Origin of the sequence: Phyllobacterium sp. (assembly GCF_037994405.1) — a bacterium.
Classification (GTDB): Bacteria; Pseudomonadota; Alphaproteobacteria; order Rhizobiales; family Rhizobiaceae; genus Phyllobacterium.
Genome location: NZ_JBBNAN010000065.1, coordinates 1 through 16,151 on the forward strand (window position 1 = coordinate 1; position 16,151 = coordinate 16,151).

General features: G+C 57.5%; 17 protein-coding genes. 9 read left to right on the top strand and 8 right to left on the bottom strand.

What is annotated here, in order from left to right; genetic code table 11:
* On the top strand, positions 1-476 hold a 476-nt coding region (locus AAAC48_RS03925; RefSeq protein ID WP_340652916.1), incomplete at its 5' end, for a response regulator transcription factor.
* A 169-nt stretch (positions 477-645) separates the two neighbouring features.
* Here the strand turns inward: AAAC48_RS03925 and AAAC48_RS03930 are convergent.
* Positions 646-987 (bottom strand): hypothetical protein, encoded by a 342-nt coding sequence (locus tag AAAC48_RS03930; protein ID WP_340652944.1) that lies wholly within the window; start codon positions 985-987, stop codon positions 646-648.
* Here AAAC48_RS03930 and AAAC48_RS03935 point away from each other — a divergent pair.
* Entirely contained in the window at positions 911-2,488 is a 1,578-nt protein-coding gene (locus tag AAAC48_RS03935; protein ID WP_340652942.1) for an MFS transporter, read from the top strand. The two genes, AAAC48_RS03930 and AAAC48_RS03935, sit on opposite strands and share 77 nt — an antisense overlap.
* Positions 2,489-2,494: 6 nt before the next feature.
* On the opposite strand, the gene AAAC48_RS03940 is transcribed toward AAAC48_RS03935, so the two are convergent.
* The 5 genes from AAAC48_RS03940 to AAAC48_RS03960 all read right to left on the bottom strand — a co-directional run bounded on the left by AAAC48_RS03940 (position 2,495) and on the right by AAAC48_RS03960 (position 5,712).
* Positions 2,495-2,935, bottom strand: a complete 441-nt coding sequence (locus AAAC48_RS03940; protein WP_340652917.1) for a nuclear transport factor 2 family protein — start codon at positions 2,933-2,935, stop codon at positions 2,495-2,497.
* A 16-nt stretch (positions 2,936-2,951) separates the two neighbouring features.
* Positions 2,952-3,428, bottom strand: coding sequence for an SRPBCC family protein (locus AAAC48_RS03945; RefSeq protein WP_340652918.1), 477 nt, complete (start codon positions 3,426-3,428; stop codon positions 2,952-2,954).
* Between the two features lie 93 nt (positions 3,429-3,521).
* Complete coding sequence (locus AAAC48_RS03950; RefSeq protein ID WP_340652919.1) at positions 3,522-4,763, bottom strand: RNA polymerase sigma factor; 1,242 nt, start codon at positions 4,761-4,763, stop codon at positions 3,522-3,524.
* Positions 4,760-5,134 (bottom strand): YciI family protein, encoded by a 375-nt coding sequence (locus AAAC48_RS03955; protein ID WP_340652920.1) that lies wholly within the window; start codon positions 5,132-5,134, stop codon positions 4,760-4,762. The genes AAAC48_RS03950 and AAAC48_RS03955 overlap by 4 nt, the downstream gene beginning before the upstream one ends.
* Before the next feature lie 278 nt (positions 5,135-5,412).
* Positions 5,413-5,712, bottom strand: a complete 300-nt coding sequence (locus tag AAAC48_RS03960; protein ID WP_340652921.1) for an SH3 domain-containing protein — start codon at positions 5,710-5,712, stop codon at positions 5,413-5,415.
* A gap of 89 nt (positions 5,713-5,801) precedes the next feature.
* On the opposite strand from AAAC48_RS03960, the gene tam reads away from it, so the two are divergent.
* The 3 genes from tam (at position 5,802) to AAAC48_RS03975 (ending at position 8,860) form a co-directional block, all read left to right on the top strand.
* Positions 5,802-6,578 (top strand): trans-aconitate 2-methyltransferase, encoded by a 777-nt coding sequence (tam, locus tag AAAC48_RS03965; protein WP_340652922.1) that lies wholly within the window; start codon positions 5,802-5,804, stop codon positions 6,576-6,578.
* A gap of 295 nt (positions 6,579-6,873) precedes the next feature.
* On the top strand, positions 6,874-8,166 hold the full coding sequence (locus AAAC48_RS03970) for an NCS2 family permease (RefSeq protein ID WP_340652923.1): 1,293 nt from the start codon (positions 6,874-6,876) through the stop codon (positions 8,164-8,166).
* Positions 8,167-8,254: 88 nt separating this feature from the next.
* The gene (locus tag AAAC48_RS03975; protein WP_340652924.1) at positions 8,255-8,860 is read left to right on the top strand and encodes a nucleoside deaminase; all 606 of its coding nucleotides are present in this window, start codon (positions 8,255-8,257) and stop codon (positions 8,858-8,860) included.
* Between the two features lie 106 nt (positions 8,861-8,966).
* Here the strand turns inward: AAAC48_RS03975 and AAAC48_RS03980 are convergent, their stop codons facing one another.
* Both AAAC48_RS03980 and puuE read right to left on the bottom strand, forming a co-directional pair.
* Positions 8,967-9,452: an ureidoglycolate lyase gene (locus AAAC48_RS03980; protein ID WP_340652925.1), complete on the bottom strand. Its 486-nt coding sequence runs from the start codon at positions 9,450-9,452 to the stop codon at positions 8,967-8,969.
* A gap of 32 nt (positions 9,453-9,484) precedes the next feature.
* A complete protein-coding gene (puuE, locus tag AAAC48_RS03985; protein ID WP_340652926.1) occupies positions 9,485-10,903 on the bottom strand; it encodes an allantoinase PuuE in 1,419 nt (472 codons plus the stop codon).
* Positions 10,904-11,083: 180 nt separating this feature from the next.
* On the opposite strand from puuE, the gene uraH reads away from it, so the two are divergent.
* The 4 genes from uraH to xdhC are packed head-to-tail and all read left to right on the top strand — an operon-like array spanning position 11,084 to position 16,151.
* Complete coding sequence (uraH, locus tag AAAC48_RS03990; protein WP_340652927.1) at positions 11,084-11,455, top strand: hydroxyisourate hydrolase; 372 nt, start codon at positions 11,084-11,086, stop codon at positions 11,453-11,455.
* A gap of 6 nt (positions 11,456-11,461) precedes the next feature.
* The gene (gene xdhA, locus AAAC48_RS03995; RefSeq protein ID WP_340652928.1) at positions 11,462-12,943 is read left to right on the top strand and encodes a xanthine dehydrogenase small subunit; all 1,482 of its coding nucleotides are present in this window, start codon (positions 11,462-11,464) and stop codon (positions 12,941-12,943) included.
* A 10-nt stretch (positions 12,944-12,953) separates the two neighbouring features.
* Positions 12,954-15,287, top strand: coding sequence for a xanthine dehydrogenase molybdopterin binding subunit (gene xdhB / locus AAAC48_RS04000; RefSeq protein WP_340652929.1), 2,334 nt, complete (start codon positions 12,954-12,956; stop codon positions 15,285-15,287).
* Positions 15,288-15,293: 6 nt separating this feature from the next.
* Entirely contained in the window at positions 15,294-16,151 is an 858-nt protein-coding gene (xdhC, locus tag AAAC48_RS04005) for a xanthine dehydrogenase accessory protein XdhC (protein ID WP_340652930.1), read from the top strand.

A 16,151-nucleotide genomic window follows, 5' to 3' on the forward strand; every position in this document is an offset into this window, starting at 1 on the left:
CCAGGTTCATGGATAACTCGATCGCGTTCGAGATCGAGACGCTTGTTCGGAGATTTCCGAACATCCCCGTCATCGTTCAGGCAGAATTATGCGGATTTCAGCAGATTTTGAACGTTCTCGAGCAAGGGGCACGCGGCTATCTTCCCGGCAATGCGGGGATAGCGGTCTGTATTGAAGCGATATCGATGGCATTGGCCGGCGGTGTTTTCGTGGCGGCGGAGAACCTCTGCGATATTCAGCGCATCCTCGGGACAAGGCGATATCAATCCAAGCGCGGGGAAATGTTCACGCCGCGGGAGGAGGACGTCATCCGGGTCCTGCGGCTGGGAAAGGCAAACAAGACAATTGCCTATGCCCTCAAGCTTGCGCCGAACACCGTGAAAGTTCACGTGCGAAATATCCTGAAGAAGCTGCGGGCAACGAACCGCGCTGAGGCAATATACAAGATAAACGCCATGTATGACGAGATGGCGTAGAGCGTCGTTCAGTAAAAAGACGCTGTTTGAGGAGCGACGGGGGCCGCTCCTTATTTTCCCTCCCCTCGCGGGAGGGATTTTTTTGGGTTCACGAAGCTTTGCAGATAAGTGGTGAGCTTGTCGAACACCGCTGCTCTTGCCTCTCGACCGCCCGTCTTCCCACCACCATTCAATGGCCGGAGGCGAAAGCCGGCGTGGCAAGGGAGGCAAATATGCCGAAAAATCCATCCATCATTGGCCCGCCGTTGCATTCCCACGCTTCCTTAAGATTGAAAACGTAAGTTGAACGACGAGGGTCGATACAGTGGCTGGCATTCACTACAGGCTCGCCTATAACGGGATCTGCCAATCGATTCTTGTCAAACAGGAAAGTTGATGAGGTGACAGACCGAACATCACCGCTTGCCCCGTTCAGAAACGAGACTTTCAGGACTATCTGGATAGCAAGTCTTTCCTCGAATTTCGGTTCGCTGATCCAGTCCGTCGGGGCAGCCTGGATGATGACCACCATCTCGAATTCGGTCGGGATGGTTGCGCTGGTACAAGCCTCGACTGCTCTGCCGATCATGATCTTCTCACTCGTCTCGGGCGCCCTCGCGGACAATTTCAACCGGCGCAGGGTCATGCTCGTGGCGCAATGGTTCATGATGATCGTGTCGGTTCTTCTCACCGCCTTCGCTTATTTTCACTTGATTACGCCTTGGCTGCTGCTGGCGTTTACCTTTCTCATCGGATGCGGAACGGCGCTGAATAATCCGTCCTGGCAGGCGTCGGTGGGTGACATGGTTCCGCGCGAGGATTTGCCGGGCGCTGTTGCCCTCAACAGCATGGGTTTCAATATCACCCGCAGCGTTGGCCCGGCCATTGGCGGTGTCATCGTCGCAATTGCAGGCGCCGCTGCGGCCTTCGCGGTCAATGCGATGAGTTACATCCCGTTGATCTACGCACTGTTTCGCTGGCAGCCTGAATATGCTTCGAGCACCTTGCCGCGAGAAACGCTCGGAAGGGCTATTTCGGCCGGCCTGCGCTATGTGGCCATGTCGCCAAATATCGGCAAGGTTATATTCCGTGGCTTCGTGTTCGGCCTATCTGCAAGCGCGGTGCTTGCGCTGCTGCCGCTCGTTGCGCGTGACCTCGTTGGCGGCGGCCCGCTGGTCTACGGCGTCATGCTGGGTTCGTTCGGCATTGGAGCGATCGGCGGGGCGCTCCTGAGCGGGCGGTTGCGCGAATTCCTCTCGAGCGAAGCCATCGTAAGGCTTGCCTTTGCCGGATTTGCGGTTAGCGCTGCCACAACGGCAATCAGCCCCAGCGCATGGCCCACAAATGCGGCCCTACTGCTGGCAGGGGCCTGCTGGGTGCTTGCCCTTTCACTGTTCAATGTAACGGTGCAACTTTCGACTCCGCGGTGGGTGGTCGGGCGGGCCTTGTCTCTGTATCAGACGACAACCTTTGCCGGTATCGCCGGCGGCAGCTGGATGTGGGGTGTTGCGGCGGGGGAGTACGGTGCGGACAAGGCCCTGCTCGCCTCGAGCGTCGTCATGCTCCTGGGGGCCGCCATCGGCTTTCGCTATGCCTTGCCGGAATTCAAGACACTCAATCTCGATCCGCTCAACCGCTTCAGCGAGCCGCTCCTTGCGCTGGATCTGAAGCCGCGCAGCGGCCCCATCGTCATCATGATCGACTACGTCATCGCCGAAGAAGACGTCCCGGAGTTTCTTGCCGTCATGGCCGATCGGCGGCGCGTGCGCATTCGTGACGGAGCAGGGCATTGGGCGTTGATGCGCGATCTTGAAAATCCGGAAATATGGACCGAGAGCTATCACACGCCGACCTGGGTCGAATATGTGCGTCACAACCAGCGCAGAACTCAGGCGGACGCGGCCATCGGCGACCGGATACGTGCGCTCCACAAGGGCCCGACCGATCCGCGTGTGCATCGTATGATCGAGCGGCAGACGATCCTGCCGCACGATATAGCGGCGCACAAAACGCCGATCGACATGCATGGTTGATGAGATCTATGGTTTCAGATCGAATGCGCCCTTGAAGCTGCCGTCCATGTAAAAGGGAACGGACGTGTGGACATGAGCGATCTTCCAGGAGCCAGCTTGCCGGAGAAGGCCGAGTGTCTGGCGGAACCAGAGATCGACTTGCTCCCCATCGGTTTTGGTGCCGGTCATGCGGACGAGCCCCCTTGTAAAGGCAACATCGCCGCCGACGTTGATCTCGACGTCGCGCGCCTCGCCGCCGATCGGCCCCTGCCAGGTATTAAACCAGCCTTGCAGATCTTCGGCATCCTTGCCTTTATACTGCAAGGGCGGAGCCAGAGTGAATTGCACCACCTTGTCGGTGAGATGCGACACCACCCGTGCCGCATCCTTGCCACTGATCGCTTTCGACCACTCTTCAATCACGGCGGCCACTGCCGATTTCTCGTCGATTTTTTCGCTGGTAGTCATCTCGTTCTCCTTTGCGTCAGAGCTTCGAGGCGAGTGCCTCAAGCTGGTCGGCGCAAATGCCCCAGCCTTCGTGGAAGCCCATTTTCTCGTGCGCTTCGCGATCGGCGACGGACCAATGCCGTGCCAGTGCTGTGTACTTGGTCTTGCCGCCCACGTCCTCGAAGGTCAGGATCACGGTCATGAATGGCTTTTCTGAAGGTTCCCAAGCCTTGGTAAAGGCGTCGGTGACGACGATTTTTTCGTTCTCGATGATCTCTAGGTATACGCCCCGATTGGGAAATTCATTGCCGTCTGGCCCGCGCATGACGATGAGGTTTGCACCACCGACACGGACATCAAGTTCCGCATGTGGTGTCGTATAGGGCAGGGGCGCGAACCATTGTTTCAGAAGTTCGGCATCGGTCCATGCCTTGAACACTTTCTCGCGTGGCGCATTGATCATGCGGGTCAGGACGAGATCGCGATCGGAATTCGGGGTGGCATCGTAGCTCATTGGTGTTCTCCTTGTTTGATCGGTTCTGATCCAAGGACGAACCGGCAACCGGCGATCCGACATACTTCTCAAAATTGCGGGGGAGTGAAGAAATCAGTCTTGAGCAAGCCTGTCGAGATGCATGCGAATGTGGGCTGCTTCTGCAGCGGTATTGGCAAGGGAGATGGCACGGTTAAAGGCCTCGCGAGCTTCGCTGGCACGGCCGACCTTCATCAAGAGACCGCCCTTGACGCCGAAAAAATGGAAATAGCCGGAAAGCCTGTCCTCAAGCGGCTCAATCAGGGCCAAAGCCTCCGCCGGCCCGCGCACCTTGGCAACGGCGACAGCACGGTTGAGCGTGATCACCGGCGACGGCATCAGTCGTTCAAGAGCCGCATAGAGCACATCGATCTCCGCCCAGTCCGTATCCTCGGCACGCAGAGCCCGCGCGTGCAGAGCGGCGATTGCCGACTGAATCTGATAGGGGCCGGGACGTCGGTGGCGCATCGCCTTGTCGATCAAAGCGAGCCCCTCATTGATCAGCTTGCGGTTCCACAGGCCGCGGTCCTGATCTTCCAGCAATATCACCGACCCATCCGCACCGAAACGCGCGTCGGCGCGAGCATTCTGCAGCAAGAGAAGCGCGGTCAAACCCATGATTTCCGGCTCTGTCGGAAAAATACGCAGCAAAAGCCTCGCCAGTCGTATTGCTTCCTCACACAGGGGAAAGCGCGCCTGGCTCTCGGCTCTGCCGGCGGAATATCCTTCGTTGAAGATCAGATAGACCATTGCCGCGACGGCGGCGAGCCGCTCGGCACGTTCCACCGGCCCCGGTGTTTCAAACTGTGCATCGCCGGCGCCGATACGGCTCTTTGCACGTGTGATGCGCTGTTCCATGGCGCTTTCGCTGACGAGAAAGGCGCGCGCGATCTGCCGGACGGAGAGGCCGGACACAATTCTGAGTGCAAGCGGGATCTGTTGCGTCGCAGGAAGATCGGGATGACAGCAAATGAACAATAAACGTAAAATATCATCGCGATAATCCGAGCCATCGATCCCCTCGGCGACTGCAGTTTCGGTGTCCTCCAGGTCGGACAGAACTTCCTCTGGCGGCAGCGGCTGTTGCTTCGCCTGGCGCCGCACCCCGTCAATCGCACTGTTACGGCCGACAAAGATCAGCCACGCTGTCGGATCCCGCGGAGGGCCGTTTTTGGGCCAGCTTTTCAGAGCGCGAAGACAGGCTTCCTGGAAAGCCTCCTCCGCCGTATCGAGATTGCGGAAATAACGCAGCAGCGCGCCGACCGCTTGCGGGCGGGCGGCAGTGAGCGCGGCATCGATCCAGGAGGTATCGCTCATGAAAAGCTCGATCCCGGCCTGAAGATGGAAACGGGCCGGATTTCATAGGAGCCTGTCCCCGGGTTTGCTTTTGCGAGGTCGCGCGCGGTGTCGAGTGCCTCATCCAGCGAAGCGCAGTCGACCACGTAAAACCCCAGAAGCTGCTCTTTGGTTTCGGCAAATGGCCCATCGATAATAATGGGTTCCTCACGGCCCTTCCTGAGCGTTGTCGCGGCCGTGGTAGGGAGTAGCCGTGCAACAGGGCCGAGGCGTCCCTGCTCTCTGAGTTTGTCCTGGACAACAGAAAGGCGTGCGATGACGGTATCGTCCTCCTCCTTGCTCCAGGCGCCGACGACGTCTTCTGGATTATAGCAGAGTATGGCATAAAGCATTCGGATCGTTCCTCCTTATATGAAGACGATCCAGTATGGCCAATCCCGACATGGGGTCGAGAAATTTATGCACTTTTTGAAAGATAATATTTACTGCAAAAGGGGACGGTTGCGCATGCAATGTCCCCTCGGAAGTAAGCCTTACCTGCAAGGATATCCGGGTGCGATCCTGCAGGTTGGCCGCAGCCGAAATGGTGGTCTCGGATGATGAGGGCGGTGCCCATAATATGGCGGTCTGACCACGACTGTTGGACGAACGACGATCGTGGGGCGCTCAATTACCGACCGGTCAAGGTAGTTGGCCGAGAGCCAACCCGTACGCCCTGATGACCAACGTGACACCAGTCTGACTGACAGGCCAAGACGTTGAAACGGAGACCCGCGGGCAACGTCCCAACTCGGGTGTAGGTTGTACCCGGCCCCGTGCGGAGATTAACATTTCCGGTTGTATATGCGACGTCGGCCGCTGCGAATCCGGCGTTCTTTCCGGTGGAAACCAAAGCCACCGATTTCAGGTCTCCGCCACCTGAGAAGGAAGTCAAGGAAAGTAGTGTAGGCCTACTCACTCCAGAAAACATTGTTAAGACGATTGCATCAGATATTATGAAAAGAATTCAATGACGAATGATGGCTGAACGTCGTTCGTTCGAAGGAGCCAGAGGACGATATGACAAAGCCAGCGTGGTCGCCGGGACAGTATCTTAAATTCGAGGATGAGCGCACGCGCCCGGCGATTGACCTGCTTTCCGCCGTTCCCACTAGGGAAGTGAAATTTGCCGTCGATCTTGGATGCGGCCCGGGCAATTCGACGGAGCTGCTTGTGAAGCGGTTTCCACAGGCTGTCGTTCAGGGCATCGATTCTTCGGCGGAAATGGTAGCAATGGCAAAAGAACGCTTGCCCGAATGCCATTTCGCAACGGCCGATATTGATAGTTGGCGGCCAGAGCAGAATGCGGATCTTCTCTACGCCAATGCCGTGATGCAGTGGCTGCCGGGTCATGAACAACTTTTTTCGAGGTTGATGGGTTTCCTGAATTCCGGCGGTTCCCTGGCGATCCAGATGCCCGACAATCTGGATGAGCCGACGCATGTGGCCATGCGTGAGGTGGCATCGGACGGGAAATGGGCGGACAGAATGGCAAAGGCGGATTTTGCCCGCACGCAGGTGGGAGACGCCTCCTCCTATTATCAACTGCTGCGGCCCCTCAGCCAGCGGGTCGAGGTCTGGCGTATTACCTATAATCATCCTTTGCAGGGGCTGGACGGTATTATTGAATGGTTCAAGGGTTCAGGTCTGCGGCCTTATCTTTCCTTGCTCGACGAAGCGGAACGTTTGCTCTTTCTTGAAGAATATAAAGAGCGCATTTCTCGTTCCTACCGGCAGATGAACGATGGCATGGTGCTCTTGCCGTTTCCACGTATCTTCATCGTGGCCACGCGGTAATATTGGCCACTGCCTTCAGTCCTTTTCCGTGTTTATTTGCCATCTTTAGAATCAATATAATATTGAAGCTGTTTCGCAAATGAATGCGGAATGGGTGCCTAGCATCGGCGTCACGAAAGAAGCACAATCAATTTTGCGGTGGCGACACTGAAGAGCGGACAGGCATGCGGAGGAGTGTGTGCCTGTCATCTCTTGATGGAATTATCGAAAACTCAGAATCGGATGTCTGCAATACTGCGCCTGAAGCGCTCGCGCAGCAACCGAAAGACTTAGGCGTTTGCCAAGGGGAGGAATTATGCTCGAAAAGCTTTTCAAGCTTAGCGACCACAACACGACCGCGCGTACGGAAGTGTTGGCCGGACTGACGACGTTCCTGACGATGTCGTACATTATTTTTGTTAATCCCGAGATTTTGTCCTCCACGGGCATGGATCGAAATGCGATCTTTGTCGCGACCTGCATCGCTGCCGCACTTGGCTCCGCGGTGATGGCGATGGTGGCCAATTGGCCCATTGGTATGGCTCCGGGCATGGGACTCAATGCCTTCTTTGCTTTCACGGTTGTGGCGGCCATGGGCTTCACCTGGCAACAGGCGCTGGGAGCTGTCTTCATTTCGGGCTGCATCTTCCTGCTCCTCACAGTAACGGGAGTGCGAAGCTGGCTCGTCGCAGGAATTCCCAAATCGCTGCGCAGCGCAATCGCAGCCGGTATCGGCCTTTTCCTCGCGTTCATCGCCTTGAAAAACTCCGGCATCATCGTGGCTAACCCTGCAACCTTTGTTGGGCTTGGGCACCTCGGCGGCACCGGCACATTACTTGCTATTTTGGGTTTCTTCGTCATCGCCGCACTTGATGCCCTGAAGGTACGCGGGTCAATCCTCATTGGCATTCTCGTCGTTACCGTGTTGTCGATGATCCTTGGAGTCAGTGAGTTCAAGGGCGTGTTTTCCACTCCGCCGAGCCTGGCACCGACGTTCCTGCAGCTCGACATCACGGGCGCTCTCCACACCGGGCTTCTGCAAGTGATCATGGTCTTCGTGCTGGTCGAGGTCTTTGATGCTACCGGAACGCTGATTGGCGTCAGCAAGCGCGCTGGACTGATCGAAGAGGGCAAGCCCAACAATCTCGGCCGCGCGCTTTTTGCCGACAGTACTGCGATCGTTGCAGGCTCATTGCTCGGCACCAGCAGCACCACCGCCTATGTGGAAAGTGCATCCGGCGTTCAGGCAGGCGGGCGTACCGGATTGACCGCGTTGACCATCGCTGTCCTTTTCCTGGCATCGCTCTTCATCGCACCGCTGGCTGCATCCGTACCGGGCTATGCAACAGCACCAGCTCTGCTCTACGTCGCTGGTCTCATGATGCATGAGCTTGTCGATATCGAGTGGGGCGACGTGACTGAATCGACTCCGGCAGCGCTGACCGCCCTCATGATCCCCTTCACCTATTCGATCGCCAACGGTCTCGCGTTTGGCTTCATCGCACATGTAGTGTTGAAAACCTTGACCGGGCAGGCGAAGGTCGTGCATCTGGCGACCTGGCTCGTTGCAATACTCTTCATCTTGCGTTTCGCGCTGTTTACGGCTTGAAGCCAGCCAGAATGCGGGTGCGGCGATTGCCGCATCCGCACCATGCCATTCCCACACTCTCGATAGCCTGCAATGAGAAAGACCACCCATGACACAGCAACCCTCGACGACGAACGTACTTGACGCGCTGCTTGACGCAATGGAACACCAGATCATTCCAATGACAGAAAAGGGCGTCGCAGCCGGCAACAAGATTTTCGGAGCAGCCTTACTGCGCAAATCGGATTTCTCGGTCGTGCTGGCTGAAACCAACAACGAAACCGAAAACCCACTCTGGCATGGTGAAGTCCATACGCTGAAGCGGTTTTACGAAGTCGATGGGAACGAGCGGCCGGACCCGCGCGAACTGATCTTCCTCTCGACACACGAACCCTGTTCCATGTGTCTCTCGGCCATCACCTGGGCCGGCTTTGACAATTTCTATTACTTCTTCAGCCACGAGGATTCACGCGATGCATTCGCCATCCCGCATGACCTCAAAATCCTCAAGGAAGTGTTCACCCTTGAACCCGGTGGCTACAATCGGGAGAATGCCTTCTGGAAGAGCTACGCCATTCATAAGTTGATTGCCGAGCTTCCTGAACCGGATCGGCACAGACTGCAAAAGCGCGCTGCAGCAATCAGCGCTAAATATACTGAGCTTTCGGCGCGCTATCAGGCTGGCAAAGACAAGAACTCGATACCGCTTAATTGAACAAGCTCAATTCATCTTTCAACGGGTTAAAGTGAAATCTGAAGTTGTGGTGAAAACAGAAAAATGGCCGTGCCTGACGCGGCCATTTCCATTTTAGTTTGGGTTATCAGCGGATGAGAAATGGCTCGGGATAGAAATATTCTTGCAAATTGATCCCGTCGCCGCCGCGGTCGATGACGACGAAATCAGAGTCGCCTTCAAGCGGAGTCAGAATTCCGTGCCAGACATTGCGATAAATATTCACGCCCTGACCAGGTTTCGTCAGAAAAGCCACTGGATCGCTTGGACCGTCGGGCTGCTCGTGAGCGGCCACGACGAGAAATGGATTCTCTGACAACGGCACAAACGCCTGACTGCCGAATGGATGGCGTTCAACCATCTCCAGCTTGAGCGGCAGTTCGTAGGGTTTGCCGCGCAGCAGGCTGACGAGCGTTCGCGCCTTCTCCCCCGTCGCCTCGACCTTGGCCAGGTCGTGGTAACGTATGCACATGCCGTGGTTGATCGGGAAGCTGTGTGCCCCTTCAATCTCGATGACATCCCCGAAAGGCGCAAAGGCTTCCCGGGTCAATGGCTGAACGAGTATCTCGCGCATCTGCTTATCCTTGGGTTGGTGAGCCGTGGTCTTCAACTTGGCAGCATGTCCTGAAGCCGGAGAAGGGCAATCCTCTCCACCTGCCGGCACGCGGTATCAAATTCGGTCTGGCGATCATTGCCGATCCGGGTCTTGAAGGCGGCAAGGGTCTCGTCCTTACTGCGCCCCTTCACCGCGATGATGAATGGAAAACCAAAAGTCTCGACATAACGAGTGTTGAGCGCGGTGAACTGTTCGCGCTCATTGTCAGGGAGTGCATCGAGACCAGCGGACGCCTGTTCCTGCGTTGAGCTCTCCGTCAGCCGCTTGGCCTGCGCCAGCTTGCCTGCGAGATCCGGGTGCGCATTCAAAACCCCGAGACGTTCGCCTTCCGAAGCGCTGCGAAAAACGGTTGTGAGCGCGGAATAAAGTCCGATGGCGGTGTCGTGCGCTGGCGAAAGCTCGGCAGCAAAGGCTCGCTCGGCGATCCAGTCAGAATGTTCGAAGACACCACCGAAGCGCTCGACGAATGCCGCTTCACCAAGGGATGACGGGCGAAGCTCCTGCGGCTTGTAGGGATGATTAAAAGCCCAGTGCCGCGCGATGTCGATGCGGCGCGCCAGCCAGATCTTTTCGTGGCTTTGCACATAGTCGATGAAACGCGCGAGCGCTGCAATGCGCCCGGGCCGGCCGACAAGACGGCAATGCAAACCGATGCTCATCATTTTCGGTGAACACGCTTCGCCTTCAGCATAGAGCGTATCGAAGCTGTCCTTCAGGTAGGAGAAGAACTGATCGCCCGAATTGAAGCCCTGAGGGGTGGCAAAACGCATGTCGTTTGCATCGAGCGTGTAGGGAATGACGAGCTGATGGCGACCGCCGGATTCGTGCCAATAAGGCAGGTCGTCGGCATAGGAATCGGAAACGTAGTCAAAGCCGCCTTCTTCGGTCACGAGGTCGACCGTATTCACGGAACAACGGCCGGTGTACCAGCCTCGTGGACGCTCGCCTGTGACTGCCGTGTGAATGCGGATCGCCTCAAGCATGTGCTCGCGTTCGGCTTCCGGACTGTAATCCTTGTAGTCAATCCATTTCAGACCATGGGACGCAATTTCCCAGTCTGCATCGAGCATCGCACGAACTTGCGCCGGCGAGCGCTGCAGGGCCGTCGCGACGCCATAGACCGTGACCGGCACGTTCTTCGTCGTCAGAAGCCGGTACAACCGCCAGAACCCGGCGCGGGCGCCATATTCGTAGATAGACTCCATATTCCAGTGCCGCTGGCCGGGCCAAGCCTGCGCACCAACAATCTCGGAAAGGAATGCTTCGGACGCGGCATCACCATGTAGCACGCAGTTCTCGCCTCCTTCCTCGTAATTGACGACGAACTGGACCGCGATACGCGCGCCGTCCGGCCAATTGGCCTGTGGCCCTGTTGCTCCATACCCGTACATGTCCCGGGGATATCTCATGAAGGCACTCCCTCCTCAGATGCGCTCAAATCCTTCCCCTGAATACTCAAATAACAGGTGAGGCATTCCCCCAGAAAATTTTGAAAGTCCTCCAATCAAGCGCTGCCTACCCCCGAGGCGTGTCTCCGGGCAAATTGGGCGATGGAAAATTGAAAGTACTCCATGGGAGGGAGGAACCTCATGAGCCTTCACAACGAAGCAGCCGGCCGTTTGACGACCCATGTACTCGATACGGCCAGCGGCAAGCCTGCCGCGAAGCTGCGGATCGACCTCTTTCGTGTCGATGGCGATCGTCTCATGCCTTTGCACAGCACACGTACCAATGAAGATGGACGCTGCAATAACCCGCTTCTGACCGGGACGGATATGCGCTCGGGCGCCTACGAGCTGCGCTTCCATGTGGGTGAGTATTTCGGTAACGAGCCAGCGAATGGCCAGACGCCGTTCCTGGACGTTGTCCCGATCCGCTTCGGCATCGATGACCAGAATGTGCATTACCACGTGCCGCTGCTCGTCGCGCCCTTTGGCTATTCAACCTATCGCGGGAGCTGATCTCACATGGAAATCCAGATCCGCAACAGCATCCAGTTTTTGCTCAACGACAAGATTGTCGAGAGGACGGATGTTTCCGCCACGGAAACACTTCTCGATTTTCTCCGGCTCGATCGAAAGCTGCGCGGCACCAAGGAAGGTTGCGCGGAGGGCGATTGCGGCGCCTGCACTGTTCTTGTCGGCCGGCTGTTCAATGGCCAGCTCAAATATGAATCGGTGAATGCCTGCATCCGCTTTGTCGGTTCGCTGGATGGCTGCCATGTCGTTACCGTCGAAGCGCTGGCCGAAACGGACGGAACTTTGCACCCGGTGCAGCAGGCGATGGTAGATACCCATGCCTCCCAATGCGGTTTCTGTACGCCCGGTTTTGTCATGTCGCTCTACGGGTTGTGGATGCGGAATCCGCGACCGAACACCCAGGAAATCGAGAAAGCGCTGCAGGGTAATCTTTGCCGCTGTACTGGTTATGCGGCCATCATCCGGGCTGCCGAGAGTGTTTCAGCGGTTGGTGATCTGAAGAAGGACCCGCTGGTTGCTGAACGGGCACGTGTGACCGAGCAGTTGCTTGCATTAAGGGACGGCAAGCGCGTCGTTATTGGCGAGGGCAAGCAACAGCTCATCCTTCCCGCCAATGTCGATGATTTCGCCGACGTGCTGGAAAACAATCCAGGCGCGACCATCGTTGCAGGCTCGACAGATGTCGGGCTCTGGGTGACGAAGTTCATGCGTGAGATCGGACCGGTCGTTTTCCTGTCGCATCTGGATGATCTGCGGCAGATCAGTGAAGGCGGTGATGGTCTCACCCTTGGCGCCGGTGTTAGCTATACGGAAGCCTATCCGGCCATCATCCGGCATTTCTCGCAATTGACTGAATTGTGGAACCGTATTGGCGGCCAGCAGGTTCGCAACATGGGGACCGTCGGTGGAAATGTGGCCAATGGCTCGCCGATTGGCGATACGCCTCCAGCCCTGATCGGCCTTGGCGCAACGGTTCTGTTGCGGAAGGGCAAAATCCGCCGCTCTGTTCCGATCGAGAATTATTTCATCGAATATGGAAAGCAGGATCGTTCACCCGGGGAATTTGTCGAAGCGATCCAGATTCCCTATCTCGGCGCCGACGATCTTTATGGCGTCTACAAGATCTCCAAGCGCCTGGACGAAGATATTTCGTCCGTTTGCGGCGCATTCCGGATTGTTCTCGATGAACGAGGTCGCGTGAAAAGTGCCGTTATTGCATTTGGCGGCATGGCTGGAACGCCCAAACGCGCCGGTGCCGTCGAACAGGCATTGGTCGGTGCCGTCTGGGACGAAGGGGCGATCGAAAAGGCAATAGCTGCATTTTCCGACGATTTCACGCCGCTGACCGATTGGCGAGCTTCCGCAGACTACCGCCTGCTGGTGGCGAAGAACCTCCTGCGCCGTTTCTACCTCGAGACAGGGGGCGAGAAGAATGTCCGGTTGAATCGCTATGAAGCGGCATTTGGGTGAGGAGCGCGCAATGAACTCAATTCAGCCGATTGGCCGCATTCGCGGCGGTGTTCACGAAAAGCAGCCGCATGAATCCGGCCATAAACATGTCTCCGGCTCCGCCGAATATATCGATGACATGCCCGAGCCATCCGATACACTGCATGCCTATCTTGGTTTGTCGCAGCGTGCGCACGCGGAAATCGTGTCCGTCGACTTTGACGCGGTCAGGGCCTGTGCCGGTGTTATCGGCATCCTCACGGTCGATGATATTCCTGGCCACAACGACGTCAGTCCGGCCGGCAAGCATGATGACCCGGTCTTCGCGGTGCGCAAGGTCGAGTTCCACGGCCAGCCGATCTTTGCAGTGATTGCAGAGACGCGGCAGATCGCCCGCCAGGCGGCTTCAAAAGTCAAAATCGAATATCGCGATCTCGACCACGTCACCGATGTGCTGGAAGCGGAAAAGGCCAAGTATCCGCTGGTTATCGATCCACTGAAACTTGAACGCGGTGACATTACTGCGGGTCTCGCCAGTGCAAAAAACCGTCTGAGCGGCGAAATGCGCATCGGCGGACAGGATCATTTCTATCTGGAGGGTCACATCGCCTTTGCCATCCCCGGCGAGGATGATGAGGTCACGGTTTATTCGTCCACCCAGCACCCGAGCGAAACGCAGCATATGGTTGGCCACGTTCTCGGCGTCGCCTCCAATGCCGTGACAGTCAATGTGCGGCGTATGGGTGGTGGTTTCGGTGGCAAGGAAACGCAGGCCAATCTCTTCGCTGCTGTGGCGGCAATCGCTGCAAAGAAATACCGGCGGGCTGTGAAGATCCGCCCCGATCGCGACGACGACATGGTTGCGACGGGCAAGCGCCACGATTTCCACGTGGCGTATGAACTTGGCTTTGACGATCAGGGACGTATTGAAGCTGTCGACGCAACGTTCTCGGCACGCTGCGGTTTTTCCGCCGACCTCTCAGGTCCCGTGACGGACCGTGCGCTTTTCCATGCTGACAATTGTTATTTCTATCCGAACGTCAGGCTGCGTTCACGACCGTTAAAGACCAACACTGTTTCAAACACCGCGTTTCGCGGTTTCGGCGGCCCGCAAGGTATGGTCGGCGGCGAGCGTATGATCGAGGAGATCGCCTATGCGCTTGGCAAGGATCCGCTTGAAATCCGCAAGGCCAATTTCTATGGCGGCGAAGGCCGCAATCTTACGCCGTATCATCAGACAGTCGAAGATAATATCATCCCGCAAATCACTACGGAGCTTGAAGAGTCATCTGAATACGCGGCGCGGCGCGAGGCGATTATCAACTTCAATCGCCATAGCCGGATTATCAAGCGAGGTATAGCGCTGACGCCGGTTAAATTTGGCATCTCCTTCACCAAGACCGAATACAACCAGGCGGGCGCGCTGGTCCATGTCTATACCGACGGTTCCATCCATCTCAATCACGGTGGTACCGAGATGGGGCAGGGCCTCTACACCAAGGTTGCGCAGGTCGTTGCCGATGAATTCCAGGTCGATCTCGACCGCATCAAGGTGACGGCAACGACGACCGCAAAGGTACCCAATACCTCTGCCACCGCCGCGTCTTCCGGCTCCGATCTCAACGGCATGGCCGCAGCCAATGCGGCTCAGCAGATCAAGGCACGTCTGGTCCAGTTTGCGGTCGAGCAATACGGCGTCAGTGCGGAGCAGGTGTTTTTCGAACCGAACACGGTGCGAGTTGGCGACAAACGCATTCCGTTCCCGGAATTCATCAAATCCGCCTACGGCGCCCGCGTGCAGCTCTCGGCAGCAGGTTTCTACAAGACGCCGAAGATCCATTGGAGCCGGGCAGAAGGCCGGGGCCGTCCGTTCTATTACTTTGCCTACGGCGCTTCCGTGTCGGAAGTCAGCATCGATACGCTGACCGGCGAATACCAGGTCGACCGCACCGATGTCCTGCACGACGTCGGCAAGTCGCTGAACCCGGCGCTCGATCTTGGTCAGGTCGAAGGGGCTTTTGTGCAGGGCATGGGCTGGCTAACGACGGAAGAACTATGGTGGGATGCCAAGGGCCGGCTGCGCACGCATGCGCCGTCGACCTACAAGATCCCGCTTGCATCGGACCGGCCGCGCCAGTTCAACGTGAACCTTGCCAGCTGGTCGATCAACCGCGAGGAAACGATCCGCCGCTCCAAGGCGGTCGGCGAGCCGCCCTTCATGCTGGCGATTTCCGTGCTGGAAGCGATCTCCATGGCGGTTGCCAGCGTTGCCGACTATCGCATCTCGCCGCGTCTGGATGCACCCGCGACACCGGAGCGCGTGTTGATGGCCATCGAGCGTTTGAGAGCAGCGACGGGGGAGTGAGTGCCCATGCCGACGAACCGCGACGATATCAGGGATTTCCTCAATCGACGGAAAGATGTCGTTCTCGTCGAGGTGAAGGCGGCTGACGGGTCCACGCCGCGCGAGGCCGGGGCCTGGATGCTGGTGGCCGCGGATCGCATTTTCGGTACGATCGGCGGCGGACAGCTCGAATACATGGCCATCGATCATGCACGGCGGGCACTCAACAATGGTACCGATGCACAAGAAATGACAATCCCGCTCGGCCCGGAAATCGGCCAATGCTGTGGCGGCCGGGTCGCGCTCGGGTTCAAGCGGGTTGATCGAGGTGTAGCCATGACATTGATTGAGAAGGTCGATCTGGAAATCGCTCAGCGTCCGCATGTCTATGTTTTCGGTGCCGGGCACGTCGGCGATGCTCTGGCCATGGCACTGTCACTGGCGCCGCTGCGCATCATATTGGTCGACACGCGTGAAGAAGAACTTTCCGCCACGCAGGTTCCCGGCATCGAAACCTGCCTTACCGCCGTGCCGGAAGCCGTCGTCCGCGATGCACCGCAGGGAAGTGCCTTCGTGGTCCTGACCCATGATCACGCGCTTGATTTCCTGATTACCGCCGAAGCCTTGGCGAGGGATGACGCGTCCTATGTCGGCATGATTGGCTCGAAGACGAAACGGGCAACGTTTCGCAACTGGCTGACGCGCGAGGTCGGCCGTCCGGAGATTTTCGACAGGCTCGTCTGTCCCGTTGGTGGAACTGCTGTCAAGGACAAGCGCCCAACCGTTATCGCGGCGCTGGCGGCTGCTGAAATCATGACCTCGGCATTGAATTATCGACGCAAGCCAGCTTCCGCCCCCAAGGAACGCAGCCGCGTTTCCGCCTGA

Excerpts from the sequence above, each read along its gene's own strand:
- AAAC48_RS03930 (WP_340652944.1), bottom strand. The coding sequence starts at position 987 with ATGGTGGTCATCATCCAGGCTGCCCCGACGGACTGGATCAGCGAACCG.
- AAAC48_RS03940 (WP_340652917.1), bottom strand. The coding sequence starts at position 2,935 with ATGACTACCAGCGAAAAAATCGACGAGAAATCGGCAGTGGCCGCCGTG.
- AAAC48_RS03945 (WP_340652918.1), bottom strand. The coding sequence starts at position 3,428 with ATGAGCTACGATGCCACCCCGAATTCCGATCGCGATCTCGTCCTGACC.
- AAAC48_RS03950 (WP_340652919.1), bottom strand. The coding sequence starts at position 4,763 with ATGAGCGATACCTCCTGGATCGATGCCGCGCTCACTGCCGCCCGCCCG.
- AAAC48_RS03955 (WP_340652920.1), bottom strand. The coding sequence starts at position 5,134 with ATGCTTTATGCCATACTCTGCTATAATCCAGAAGACGTCGTCGGCGCC.
- AAAC48_RS03960 (WP_340652921.1), bottom strand. The coding sequence starts at position 5,712 with ATGTTTTCTGGAGTGAGTAGGCCTACACTACTTTCCTTGACTTCCTTC.
- tam (WP_340652922.1), top strand. The coding sequence starts at position 5,802 with ATGACAAAGCCAGCGTGGTCGCCGGGACAGTATCTTAAATTCGAGGAT.
- AAAC48_RS03970 (WP_340652923.1), top strand. The coding sequence starts at position 6,874 with ATGCTCGAAAAGCTTTTCAAGCTTAGCGACCACAACACGACCGCGCGT.
- AAAC48_RS03975 (WP_340652924.1), top strand. The coding sequence starts at position 8,255 with ATGACACAGCAACCCTCGACGACGAACGTACTTGACGCGCTGCTTGAC.
- AAAC48_RS03980 (WP_340652925.1), bottom strand. The coding sequence starts at position 9,452 with ATGCGCGAGATACTCGTTCAGCCATTGACCCGGGAAGCCTTTGCGCCT.
- puuE (WP_340652926.1), bottom strand. The coding sequence starts at position 10,903 with ATGAGATATCCCCGGGACATGTACGGGTATGGAGCAACAGGGCCACAG.
- uraH (WP_340652927.1), top strand. The coding sequence starts at position 11,084 with ATGAGCCTTCACAACGAAGCAGCCGGCCGTTTGACGACCCATGTACTC.
- xdhA (WP_340652928.1), top strand. The coding sequence starts at position 11,462 with ATGGAAATCCAGATCCGCAACAGCATCCAGTTTTTGCTCAACGACAAG.
- xdhB (WP_340652929.1), top strand. The coding sequence starts at position 12,954 with ATGAACTCAATTCAGCCGATTGGCCGCATTCGCGGCGGTGTTCACGAA.
- xdhC (WP_340652930.1), top strand. The coding sequence starts at position 15,294 with ATGCCGACGAACCGCGACGATATCAGGGATTTCCTCAATCGACGGAAA.